The following is a 12781-nucleotide window of genomic DNA, read 5'->3' on the forward strand; positions in this document are numbered from 1 at the left end:
TTATTAATTAAAATAGAAACTTCAACAAGTACATTTATTTGATAAATATACCCCTTCATTAGGGATTAGCTTCACTTAACTTACTTACTCGCAGAAGTTAAGTGAATGCAATATGCATCTATATCCATTTTTCTTAATAAGTGCTTACTAATTCAAAATATTATACAAACAAAGATACAGTGCAAATCCCATCACATTCGAATGTGTGGTAATTCCCAATTTATTATCCAATTTTTTTCATTGCAGTCATAGATTCTCTCAACCATGCTCCTACTTCTTCGATAGGGTGTTGACGAATTTCTTTGTTTACTGCAATTAAAACAGCATTATCTACTCCGTTTGAAGTTGAAAATGGTTTTCCGATTATATTTGTTTCAACAGTTTTCATGAACTCAGTCAATAATGGTTTACAAGCATGGTCAAATAAATAACAACCATATTCTGCTGTATCCGAGATAACACGGTTCATTTCAAACAATTTTTTTCTTGCGATTGTGTTTGCAATCAAAGGCAATTCGTGCAATGACTCATAATAAGCTGACTCTTCGATGATTCCCGCTTCTGTCATTGTTTCAAAAGCCAATTCTACACCAGCTTTTACCATTGCAATCATTAGAACTCCATTGTCAAAATATTCTTGTTCAGAGATTTGAGCTTCTTGTGGAGCTGTTTTTTCGAAGTTAGTTTCTCCGGTTGCAGCTCTCCATTTCAATAAATTTACATCATCATTAGCCCAGTCGATCATCATAGTTCTTGAGAATTCTCCAGAAATAATATCATCTTGGTGTTTTTGGAATAACGGACGCATGATGTCTTTTAATTCTTCTGCCAATTCATAAGCTTCAATTTTTGCAGGGTTCGATAAACGGTCCATCATGTTTGTGATACCACCATGTTTCAAAGCTTCAGTGATAGTTTCCCATCCGTATTGAATTAATTTTGAAGCATAAGCTTTATCGATTCCTTTTTCAACCATTTTATCAAAACATAAAATAGATCCAGTTTGCAATAATCCGCAAAGGATAGTTTGCTCACCCATTAAATCTGATTTTACTTCGGCAACGAAAGATGATCTTAAAACCCCAGCTTTATGTCCTCCAGTTGCTACAGCATAAGCTTTTGCCTGATCTAAACCAAAACCGTTTGGATCATTCTCTGGGTGAACAGCAATTAAAGTTGGTACACCAAATCCTCTTTTGTATTCTTCACGAACCTCAGAACCAGGACATTTAGGCGCACACATAATTACTGTAATATCTTTACGAATCTGCATTCCTTCTTCAACAATATTAAAACCGTGAGAATAAGCTAGAGTCGAACCTTGTTTCATTAATGGCATAATGGCAGTAACTACGGCAGTATGTTGTTTATCCGGAGTTAAGTTACAAACTAAGTCAGCAGTTGGAATTAATTCTTCATAAGTACCTACTTTAAAACCGTTTTCAGTAGCATTTTTATAAGAAGCTCTTTTTTCGGCGATTGCATCTGCACGTAATGCATACGAAATATCTAAACCAGAGTCTCTCATGTTTAAACCTTGATTCAAACCTTGTGCACCACAACCTACAATGACAACTTTTTTTCCTGCAAGTGCAGCAATTCCGTCTGCAAATTCAGATTGCTCCATAAATTCGCAAACTCCTAATTGTTCTAATTGTAATCTAAGTGGTAATGTGTTGAAATAATTTGCCATTCTTTTTTAATATTTAATGATGTTGTAATTTAATAATTGATTAATATGTAAGTAAAATGATATTATTTGAATGTTTCTAACAGCGTTGAAATTTCCATTTTTTCTTTAGAAACTGATATTCTGCCCGAACGTACAAATTGCATAATACCGTAAGGTTTGAATTTCTCATACAATTCTTCGATTTCAGAACGTCTTCCGGATTTTGAAATCACGAAGAAATCACGAGAAACCGTTACAATTGTAGACTGACTGTCTTTGATGATATTCTGAATTTGCTTTTCATCAAACAACAAATTTGAAGCAATTTTGAATAAAGCATTTTCCAGATAAATGGTCTCTTCATCTGTATGATAAAATGCTTTTATTACTTCGATTTGCTTTTCTATTTGTCCCACAATATTCTTAACCCATTTCTCTGTTGTTTCCACAACAATAATAAATCTTGAAACATTCTCAATTTCTGATTCTGAAACGTTTAGACTTAATATATTAATGTGACGCTTTAAGAATATTCCTGATATTCTATTTAACAAGCCCACGTTATTTTCTGAATATACCGATATGGTAAATGTTTTATCTTCCATCTTGTTTTTTAGTTTATTTTGTTTCAGGTTTATTTTGTTTCAAGTTGTAGAACTTGAAACAAAATAAACCTGAAACTTGAAACTTCTTTTTTAGCTTAATCTAATTTCAGAAACACATGCTCCTGTTGGAATCATTGGGAAAACGTTGTTTTCTTTTTCTACCATAACTTCTAAGAAATAAGAATCTTTTGAAGCCATCATTTCTGCAACGGCTGCATCTAAATCTTCTCTTTGCGTTACTTTTTTAGATTTGATATAATATCCTTCAGCAATTGCTACAAAATTTGGATTAATCATTTTTGTTGAAGCATATCTGTTATCAAAAAACAATTCCTGCCATTGACGCACCATTCCTAAAAACTCATTGTTTAAAATGACAATTTTTACAGGAACTTTTGTCTGGAAAATAGTCCCTAATTCCTGAATGGTCATTTGGAATCCTCCATCACCAATAATAGCAACAACTTCACGATCCGGTCTTCCCATTTTAGCTCCAATCGCGGCTGGTAAAGCAAATCCCATTGTTCCTAAACCTCCAGAAGTAATATTACTTTTGGTTGAATTAAATTTAGCATAACGACAAGCAAACATTTGGTGTTGACCAACATCTGAAACGATAATTGCATCACCTTTTGAATGTTTGTTGATCATTTCCATGGTTTCTCCCATTGAAATTCCTTTACCATTCGTTGGGTTTAACTCTTCGTTTATAACTGATTCTACTTCAATCTTATGCAATTCTTTGAACTCATTGTGCCAAGATTCATGAGAATTCTTTTCGATCAATGGCAATAATGCATTTAAAGCTTCTTTTACATCTCCTAAAACAGCTACTTCGGTTTTTACGTTTTTATCAACTTCTGCAGGATCAATTTCAAAGTGAATTACTTTTGCCTGTTTTGCATACGTAGCCAATTTTCCGGTAACACGATCGTCAAAACGCATTCCTAATGCAATTAAAACATCACATTCATTAGTCAATAGATTAGGTCCGTAATTTCCGTGCATTCCAAGCATACCAACGTTTAACGGATGATTTGTTGGAAGTGCTGAAAGTCCTAAAATAGTCCATGCAGCCGGAATTCCAGATTTTTCAATCAACGCTTTTAGTTGTTCTTCGGCTTGACCGAGAATAATTCCCTGACCAAAAACAATAAAAGGTTTTTTAGCACTATTAATTAAAGCGGCAGCTTCGGCAACTTTGTCTAATTTTAATTTCGGAACCGGAATATAACTTCTGATTCCTGTACATTTTTCATAACTAAATTCAAACTCATCAAACTGAGCGTTTTTAGTTATATCGATCAATACAGGTCCCGGGCGGCCAGAACGTGCAATGTAAAATGCTTTTGCAATAATTTCAGGAATCTCAGAAGCTTCTGTAACCTGATAGTTCCATTTGGTTACCGGAGTCGAAATCCCGATAATATCCGTTTCCTGAAAAGCATCAGAACCTAACAAATGTTTCCCAACTTGTCCAGTAATACAAACCATTGGAGTTGAGTCGATTTGCGCATCTGCAATTCCGGTAACTAAATTTGTTGCGCCTGGTCCTGAAGTCGCAATTGCAACTCCAACTTTTCCTGTAGCTCTAGCATATCCCTGAGCTGCATGTGTAGCACCTTGTTCGTGACGTACTAAAACGTGGTGTAACTGATCTTGAAATTTATATAATTCGTCGTAAACTGGCATGATTGCTCCTCCCGGATAACCATAAATTAAGTCTACTCCTTCTGCTAATAAACATCTTATAACGGCTTCTGCCCCTGATATTTTCATAGTATATTTTTTTTATCAAAAAGCAATTTTAATTAGTACTGATTTTTGATATTTTGTTATTTGAATAATTAATTATCGGTAACGCAACCTGTTGAAGCACTTGAAACCGATCTGGCATATTTAAGTAAAACTCCTTTTGTAACTTTTAACGGTGGTTGAACCCAAGCCGCTTTTCTAGCTGCAAATTCTTCGTCAGAAATTTTCAGGTCGATTGTATTTTTTACGGCATCAATAGCAATTAAATCACCATCTTTTACCAGTGCAATACCACCACCATCATAAGCCTCAGGTGTAATATGTCCTACAACAAAGCCATGTGAACCTCCAGAAAACCTGCCGTCTGTAATAAGAGCACAGCTACTTCCCAATCCGGCCCCAATAATAGCTGATGTAGGTTTTAGCATTTCAGGCATCCCCGGACCACCTTTTGGTCCACAATACCTAATGACGACTACATTACCTGGTTTAATTTTTCCGGCCTCAAGACCTGGAATTACTTCAAATTCACCTTCAAAAACTACAGCAGGTCCTTCAAAATATTCTCCTTCTTTTCCGCTGATTTTTGCTACAGCACCTTCAGAAGCAAGATTTCCGTATAAAACCTGAATATTTCCTGTTGGTTTTAATGCTTTTTGGATTTCGTGAATTACTTGTTGTCCGTCTTGTAAATCCGGAGTAGAAGCTAAATTCTCTGCTACTGTTTTTCCAGTTACCGTTAAACAATCTCCGTGAATCAATCCTACTTTCAATAAATATTTCATTACTGATGGAATTCCTCCAGCTTCATGAATATCTTCCATCATATATTTACCACTTGGTTTCATGTCCGCCAATACTGGTGTTCTGTCATTAATTGCCTGAAAATCATCCAAAGTAATTTTAACATCAACCGCATGAGCCATTGCAATTAAGTGCATAACCGCATTTGTAGAACCTCCTAAAACTGCTACAATAGTAATAGCATTTTCGAAAGCTTTACGAGTCATGATATCTCTTGGCTTAATATCTTTTTCTAATAATATTTTGATTGCTTCGCCTGCAGCCAAGCATTCATCTCTTTTTTCCTGACTTAAAGCCGGGTTTGAAGAACTGTATGGCAAACTCATTCCTAATGCTTCAATTGCAGACGACATTGTATTTGCCGTGTACATTCCGCCACAAGCACCAGCGCCAGGGCAAGCATTTTGAATAACACCTTTAAAATCTTCCGGAGTAATTTCGTTTTTCACTTTTTTTCCTAAAGCTTCAAAAGCCGAAACGATATTAAGAGATTCACCTTTCCATTTTCCAGAGTGAATTGAACCTCCGTAAACCATCATCGCAGGACGGTTTAAACGTCCCATTGCGATTAATGCTCCAGGCATATTTTTATCACAACCCGGAATTGCAATTACACCATCATACCATTGTGCTCCCACAACAGTTTCGATAGAATCTGCAATTACATCACGAGAAACCAATGAAAAACGCATTCCTTCAGTTCCATTCGAAATTCCGTCACTAACACCAATGGTATTAAAAATAAGCCCGACCAGATTTGCATCCCAAACACCTTTTTTAACATCTTTTGCTAAATCGTTCAAGTGCATATTGCAAGTGTTACCATCGTAACCCATGCTCACAATACCAACTTGTGCTTTCTTCAAATCTTCTTCAGTTAAACCAATCCCGTACAACATCGCTTGTGCCGCTGGTTGTGTTTGATCTTGAGTGATGGTTTTGCTGTACTTATTTAATTCCATTATGTATTATTTGTTTTAATTTTTATTCAAAAAAAAACCTTCCAGTATTTGGAAGGTTTATAATATAGTTTTTCAATTATATTTATACCATTCCCTTCGCAGATGTGATAATCACATTGACAACAAAGACAGAAGTAATAATAATTGAGATTTGCATCTTTTATTTTTTTTAGTGTCACAAAAGTATGAAAACTTATAGGACTAAAAAAATAAAATCTCAACATTTCACATACTTCTTGTTATTTATTTCATCATTTTAATAAAAACCTTAAACAATTGTTGACTGGCCAATACTAACATTGTCATTATTAAAATATAATAGGTCGTCTTTGCTAAAAATAAAATTAGAAACAAACTCCCCTACTTCATTTGTACCGAATTTTGTGTCTGGTTTTAAATCAACCGTTACAACTTTAAATTCGATTGCTTTTTCGACCGCCTGATAAATCACATTTGCCTCTTTAAACAAGCCAAAATGTTCTAATAACATTGCAGCTGATAAAATGGAAGCAATTGGATTAGCAATATTTTTTCCTTTTGCTTGTGGATAAGAACCGTGAATTGGCTCAAACAAAGCATTTTTTTCTCCTAAAGATGCCGAAGCTAATAACCCGATAGAACCTGTAATAACGCTTGCTTCATCTGATAAAATATCTCCAAATAAATTCTCTGTCAAAATCACATCAAATTGTTTTGGATTTAAGATGATTTGCATCGCTGCATTATCTACAAACAAAAAGTCTAAAGCTACATCCGGATAATTAGCGCTCACTTTCTGAACTACTTTTCTCCATAATCTCGAGGTTTCCAAAACATTTGCTTTGTCAACCATTGTTAGCTTTTTGCGTCGGTTTTGTGCCGATTTAAAAGCTAAATGTGCAATTCTGGTAATTTCTTCTTCTGAATATTCACATAAATCCGAAGCGTGTGTTCCTTCTTCATTTAATGTTTTAGCTCCAAAATAAGCTCCACCGGTTAATTCTCTGAAAATAGTAAAATCAGCTCCTTCGATAATTTCTCTTTTTAAAGGAGAAGCATCAAGTAATGATTTGTATGGTTTTATAGGACGAATATTGGCAAACAAACCCAGTTCTTTACGAAGCTTCAATAATCCCTGCTCCGGACGAACCTTTGCATTTGGGTTATTATCATATTTAGGATCTCCAATTGCTCCAAACAAAACCGCATCTGTATTCAAACACAAATTCAAAGTTTGCTCCGGCAACGGATTTCCTGTTTTATCAATAGCGATCGCTCCCATGAGCGCTTCTTCAAAAACAAATTCATGATTGTACACTTCGCCTATGGCGTGTAAAGCTTTTTTGGCTTGTAAAATTACCTCTGGCCCAATTCCGTCTCCTGGTAAAACTGCTATTTTCAAATTCATAACGTCTCGTTCTTTATGTATTTAAATTCTTTTTTTTGTTGCTTGCAATTATTTTTAACACATAGAATCATAGATTTTGTAAACTCACAAAGGCGTTTCACTTACATTAACAAACATAGTTATGCGTTGGAATCTTTCTTCTTTGTTCTTTCCTCTATTTTCTTTCGTCTTTGTTCTTTCTTCTATTCTCTTTCCAACTAGCTTCTGATTAATTCACCCTGAATTTTAGCAGCTTCAATAATCTGATGAATATCAGCATCGATAACTTCTTTTTTAATATCGGCAAATTTCAAAAACTCAATATATACAATATCCAATTGTACTTTTGTAAGTTCGTAACCTACTTTTTTAGCACGGTAAGCCAAAGCAGCTCTTCCGCTTCTTGCAGTTAGAATGATTGAAGATTCATTTACTCCAACATCCAACGGATCCATGATTTCGTAAGTTGCTCTGTTTTTGATCACACCATCCTGGTGAATTCCTGAACTATGTGCAAAAGCATTAGCTCCCACAATAGCTTTATTAGGCTGAACGATCATTCCCATACTTTCAGAAACCAATCGGCTCATTTCATTCAATTCTCTTGTATTGATATTCGTGTCAAGATTTAAGTAAGGATGTTGTTTAAAAATCATTACTACTTCTTCAAGCGCAGTATTTCCGGCTCTTTCACCAATACCATTAATAGTACATTCTATTTGTCTCGCTCCATTTATCGCACCTGCAATAGAGTTTGCAGTTGCCATTCCTAAATCATTATGACAGTGACATGAAAGGATTACGTTTTCGATACCTTTTACGTTTTCTCTTAAATATTTAATTTTTGCTCCGTATTCTTCCGGTAAACAATATCCTGTTGTATCAGGAATATTCAATACAGTTGCTCCGGATTTGATTACTTCTTCGCAAACTTGCGCAAGGAAAGCATTATCAGTTCTACCAGCATCTTCTGCATAAAACTCAACGTCTTCTACATAAGATTTTGCATGAGAAACAGCAAATTTTGCTCTTGCAATAATATCTTCTCTTGTGGTATTTAATTTATGGAGTATATGAGATTCAGATGTTCCGATTCCAGTGTGGATTCTAGGTTTTTTAGCATGCTTTAAGGCAGCTGCAGCAACATCAATGTCGTTTTTTACGGCTCTTGTAAGTCCGCAGACGGTTGCATTTTCTACAATTTTACAAATCTCAGAGACCGATAAAAAATCGCCCGGACTTGACACAGGAAAACCTGCTTCGATAACGTCAACTCCCATTTTATCAAGTCGTTCTGCGATAACTAATTTTTGTTTAGTATCTAACTTACATCCTGGAACTTGTTCACCATCGCGCAAAGTGGTGTCAAAAATTTGAACTTTCTCTCTATTCATATTCATTTATTTAATGTAATTTCACATCTTGATAACAAATATAGATTGTACTTACGCAGTATGAAATTCATTTTAATGAAATTATACTGTTCATAACGCAATTTAAATCGTATTAAGTAATTAAAAATCAATAAGTTACATTATTATATTTTACAATGGCTAACCATCAAAAAGATTTCTTATTTGTATTAATAAAATCACTTTCTAAATCCGAAAAAAGACAGTTTAAAATTTTTGCAAGCCGTTTAGAAACCAGTTCTAACACAAAATTTATTGAATTGTTTAATATTTTAGACAAGTCTGAAAACTATGATGAAAAGCCGATTTTAAAAAGCGGAATCATCAAGAAAGTTCAGTTATCTAACTTAAAATCATACTTATACAAACAAATTCTAGTTAGTATTCGATTAAATATTCCCAGCCAGAATATTCGATATCAATTGCGCGAACAAATAGATTTTGCCGTTATTCTATATAATAAAGGATTGTACAAACAGAGTTTGAAAATTCTGGATAAAACAAAAATCATTGCGCTTGAAAATGATGAAAAATATATGGCGTACGAGATTGTAGAGTTCGAAAAACTTATCGAATCGCAATATATTACCCGAAGTATTCAAGGTCGCGCCGATGAATTAGTAATTCAGGCAAAGGAATTGAATTACAGAAATACTATTTCAAGTAAATTATCGAATTTATCGCTTCAGTTATACGGAATCATGTTAAAAACGGGTTACGTAAAAAGTGATGAAGAATATAAATATATCGACGATTATTTCAATAAACATATATCTAAATTAGACGAAAGTAAATTTGGTTTCCGCGAGAAATACTGGTTTTACAATGCCAATTTATGGAGAAGCTTCCTAGTTCAAGACTTTTTGGCGAGTTATAAATATGCCTATAAATGGGTTCGATTGTTCTATGATAACCCGAATATGATCATTCAGAATCCTGTGTTTTTCTTAAAAGGAAATCATTACTTTTTGGAGTCTTTATATATGTTGAAATACAAATCGAATTTCAAGAAGTATTTGACGCTTTTAGAGGAAACTATCGAAGATCCTAAATTTCCGGTAAACGATAACATTGCATCGCTATCATTTCTATACGTTTACAACAATAAGCTGAATTTACATATTCTGGAAGGTACTTTTGCCGAAAGCGAATATTTGATTCCTGAGATTCTGGAGAAGATAAAATTACACAGCGAACATCTTGATGAACATCACGAGATGTTGTTCTATTATAAAATTGCTTCTATTTATTTTGGAAATGAAAAGTACAATGAATGTATTTCTTATTTAGATAAAATCATAAACAACAAGAACTTAAGCATGCGCGAAGATTTAATGTGCTTTGCGAGACTTTTGTCATTGATTGCACATTATGAGTTAGGAAAAGATTATTACTTAGAAAATCATCTTAAAAACACGTATAAGTTTCTAATTAAAATGAATGACTTACACGAAGTTCAAAAGGAAATTATTAAGTTCTTAAGAAACCTGAATAACCTCTATCCTGCCGATATCAAAAAGGAATTCATAAAAATGCACGCTCGTTTCGTTGAACTTGAAAAGAATACTTACGAGAAAAGAGCTTTCCTATATCTGGATATTATTTCATGGCTCGAAAGTAAAATCGAAAACCGCAAAATTGCTGATATTATAAAGGAAAAAGCAAAATTGAATAGCCGATAGAAAGTGAAATTCCAATTCTTTTAAATTCCAAATTCCAATGAAAAAGGTCTAAAAACTATGTTTTTAGACCTTTTTTGTCATTTCGACGTAAGGAGAAATCACACTAGAAACTCGACAAAGATTGGCGACTTTGCAGGCGGAATTACTAGTGTGATTTCTCCTTACGTCGAAATGACAAGATTGTCTACAAACAGTAAACCCGACAGGTTTTTAAAACCTGTCGGGTTTACTTTTAGGAACGAAATTGTGAGTTTGATTCTTCGTTCCTCTGAATATTTTATCTGCAATAACAACAAGTAGAAGTTCCTTCTAGACAAACATCTCCTCTACCTGGTGTATTTGAAAGAATTCCTCCAGCTGGACCACATAATCTATCACACAAACCAATTGTTGGGTTTACGTATGGAAGTAGGCCTCCAAAAATATTTTTTTGAGCATTTTTACTTAAGATTTCAACATTTTTTAGGTTTTTTAAATTTTTCATAAATAGTTTTATTTGATTTGTTTCCTACTCTATTAGCTTTTCAGATTACGCTTTATTAATTCATTTTCAGATTAATACAATCTAAAGTAGAAAAATAAAACGGTAATATTCGTACAAATCACAACAATTAACATTATGAAGAAATACCAAATTCCAAATGGTTTGCGTCCCAACCTTTGCCAAAGTTTAAAACTTTGACAAAGATCTTTGCGTAACGTTATCGAAATAAAAAAATCCCAAACTCCAGTTAAGAATTGGAATTTGGGATTTTTTTATTGGAATTTTATTTTAAACTTTTACTCCACAATATTAGAAGTAGTTACGTAAAAATCTTTATCAACTTCAAACTTTCTATCTTCGTTAGTTGTTTTTTCAGACTGCCATTCTGTTGTTGGTTTCAACCATGTTTTAACACCATTAATTTTTACTCTAACCGGCATATCAAACTTGGCAACACAATTTGTCCAATGATATCCAAAAGAACCATTTTTGAACATATATTCAAAAACCGGAATTTGTGTTGTAGTCAGATATTGCGTAAAAACTCTGTTGAAATTAATTCCTGATTGCGTATTGATATAATCCTGAATCTGTTTACCTGTAACCGTTTGATGATAAAAAGTACTGTTTAAACCTCTTAAAATCGATTTCCATTTTGCATCATCATTAATAATCTGACGGATCATGTGCAGCATATTTGCGCCTTTTGGATACATATCGCCTGATCCTTCATTGTTTACATCATAATGTCCAATAATTGGCTTATCATTATCAATGTTTTTTCTGCAACCAATTACATATTCTGCCGCAGCATCTTTTCCGTAGTAATATTCAATAAAAAGACTTTCAGAATAGTTGGTAAAACTCTCGTGAACCCACATATCCGCAATATCTTTATACGTAATATTATTGGCAAACCATTCGTGTCCAGACTCATGAATAATAATAAAATCAAATTTTAATCCCCAACCTGTTCCGCTTAAATCAGTTCCTTTGTAACCCATTTTAAAGTCGTTACCGTAAGTTACGCTGCTTTGGTGTTCCATACCTAAATATGGTGCCTCAACCAGTTTATAACTATCTTCATAGAACGGATAAGGCCCAAACCAATTCTCAAACGCTTTCAACATTCTTGGCACATCTTTAAAATGCTCTTTAGCAATAGCCAGATTATCTCTTAAAACATAGTAACTACAATCTAAATTACCTTTTTCGCCCTTATATTTCTCTGAGAAATTAACATAATCACCAATATTGATATTTACACCATAATTATTAATTGGGTTAGAAACGTACCAATTGAAGGTTTTAGTACCGTCTTTTTCTTTTTTAACGCTTTTTAATCTACCATTTGAAACATCTGTCAGATCGCCGGGAACATTCACGCTGATCAGCATATTTTCAACTTCATCATACATATGATCTTTGTTTGGCCACCAAACGCTGGCACCTAAACCCTGACAAGATGAAGCTATAAAGTCTTTTCCGTTTTTATCTTTTTTCCAGGTAATTCCACCATCCCATGGCGGACGAACTGCTTCTTTTGGTTTTCCTCCAAAAGAAATTACAATCTCTTTTGTTTCTCCAACTTTCTGTGCAGCCGTTAATTGAATAAAAAAAGCATTTCCGTCTCTTTCAAATTTCAATTCTTTTCCGTCCTGAGTTACTTTGTAAATCTGCATTGGTTGCTGCAAATCAATCTGCATTTTGTTATTCTCAGTCAAAACTGTATAACGAACAGTGTTAGAACCCGTAATAGTTTTTTCTTTCGGATTTACTTTTATATCTAAATGATAATATTTTAAATCCCACCAGGCACGCTCTTTAGTAATGCTTCCGCGTAAAGTGTCCTGATGTGTAAAAACCGTTTCAGACTTATTAAGAAGTCCTTGCGCATTGGCTGTAAAACCAACTAAAAAGGCGATAAAAGCGCCACCAAAGTATTTTTTCATTATTTATAAATTTGGAATAAATAGTATGTTTTAAATAAATGTGATCGTCAACAAATGTAAACATTCATAACAAATTTATAAGGATTT

At 33.9% G+C, this 12781-nt stretch carries 9 protein-coding genes; 1 reads left to right on the forward strand and 8 read right to left on the reverse strand.

The genetic code is table 11. The features are described 5' to 3' along the window. Positions 1–223: 223 nt before the first annotated feature. From ilvC to LPB88_RS08730, 6 genes are all read right to left on the reverse strand, one after another. A complete protein-coding gene (gene ilvC / locus LPB88_RS08705) occupies positions 224–1693 on the reverse strand; it encodes a ketol-acid reductoisomerase (protein ID WP_230714653.1) in 1470 nt (489 codons plus the stop codon). 62 nt (positions 1694–1755) lie between these two features. Then, a complete protein-coding gene (gene ilvN / locus LPB88_RS08710; protein ID WP_089351459.1) occupies positions 1756–2277 on the reverse strand; it encodes an acetolactate synthase small subunit in 522 nt (173 codons plus the stop codon). Between the two features lie 90 nt (positions 2278–2367). Then, a complete protein-coding gene (gene ilvB, locus LPB88_RS08715) occupies positions 2368–4056 on the reverse strand; it encodes a biosynthetic-type acetolactate synthase large subunit (RefSeq protein WP_230714654.1) in 1689 nt (562 codons plus the stop codon). Positions 4057–4124: 68 nt separating this feature from the next. After that, positions 4125–5798 carry a dihydroxy-acid dehydratase gene (gene ilvD, locus LPB88_RS08720; protein ID WP_089351458.1) on the reverse strand — a complete coding sequence of 558 codons (1674 nt, stop codon included), beginning with the start codon at positions 5796–5798 and terminating at the stop codon, positions 4125–4127. 268 nt (positions 5799–6066) lie between these two features. Next, a complete protein-coding gene (gene leuB / locus LPB88_RS08725) occupies positions 6067–7185 on the reverse strand; it encodes a 3-isopropylmalate dehydrogenase (protein ID WP_230714657.1) in 1119 nt (372 codons plus the stop codon). 197 nt (positions 7186–7382) lie between these two features. Further along, complete coding sequence (locus LPB88_RS08730) at positions 7383–8558, reverse strand: 2-isopropylmalate synthase (RefSeq protein ID WP_089351482.1); 1176 nt, start codon at positions 8556–8558, stop codon at positions 7383–7385. Between the two features lie 155 nt (positions 8559–8713). On the opposite strand from LPB88_RS08730, the gene LPB88_RS08735 reads away from it, so the two are divergent. Further along, entirely contained in the window at positions 8714–10258 is a 1545-nt protein-coding gene (locus tag LPB88_RS08735) for a hypothetical protein (RefSeq protein ID WP_230714659.1), read from the forward strand. A gap of 277 nt (positions 10259–10535) precedes the next feature. Here LPB88_RS08735 and LPB88_RS08740 read toward each other — a convergent pair whose 3' ends face one another. Both LPB88_RS08740 and LPB88_RS08745 read right to left on the reverse strand, forming a co-directional pair. Beyond that, entirely contained in the window at positions 10536–10742 is a 207-nt protein-coding gene (locus LPB88_RS08740) for a hypothetical protein (protein ID WP_230714661.1), read from the reverse strand. Positions 10743–11038: 296 nt separating this feature from the next. After that, positions 11039–12694, reverse strand: a complete 1656-nt coding sequence (locus LPB88_RS08745) for a M1 family metallopeptidase (RefSeq protein ID WP_230714662.1) — start codon at positions 12692–12694, stop codon at positions 11039–11041. Between the last annotated feature and the right edge of the window lie 87 nt (positions 12695–12781).

This window comes from Flavobacterium sp. JAS (genome assembly GCF_020991455.1).
Taxonomy (GTDB): domain Bacteria; phylum Bacteroidota; class Bacteroidia; order Flavobacteriales; family Flavobacteriaceae; genus Flavobacterium.

Coding starts and splice junctions, on each gene's coding strand:
- ilvC (WP_230714653.1), bottom strand. CDS start 1,693: ATGGCAAATTATTTCAACACATTACCACTTAGATTACAATTAGAACAA.
- ilvN (WP_089351459.1), bottom strand. CDS start 2,277: ATGGAAGATAAAACATTTACCATATCGGTATATTCAGAAAATAACGTG.
- ilvB (WP_230714654.1), bottom strand. CDS start 4,056: ATGAAAATATCAGGGGCAGAAGCCGTTATAAGATGTTTATTAGCAGAA.
- ilvD (WP_089351458.1), bottom strand. CDS start 5,798: ATGGAATTAAATAAGTACAGCAAAACCATCACTCAAGATCAAACACAA.
- leuB (WP_230714657.1), bottom strand. CDS start 7,185: ATGAATTTGAAAATAGCAGTTTTACCAGGAGACGGAATTGGGCCAGAG.
- LPB88_RS08730 (WP_089351482.1), bottom strand. CDS start 8,558: ATGAATAGAGAGAAAGTTCAAATTTTTGACACCACTTTGCGCGATGGT.
- LPB88_RS08735 (WP_230714659.1), top strand. CDS start 8,714: ATGGCTAACCATCAAAAAGATTTCTTATTTGTATTAATAAAATCACTT.
- LPB88_RS08740 (WP_230714661.1), bottom strand. CDS start 10,742: ATGAAAAATTTAAAAAACCTAAAAAATGTTGAAATCTTAAGTAAAAAT.
- LPB88_RS08745 (WP_230714662.1), bottom strand. CDS start 12,694: ATGAAAAAATACTTTGGTGGCGCTTTTATCGCCTTTTTAGTTGGTTTT.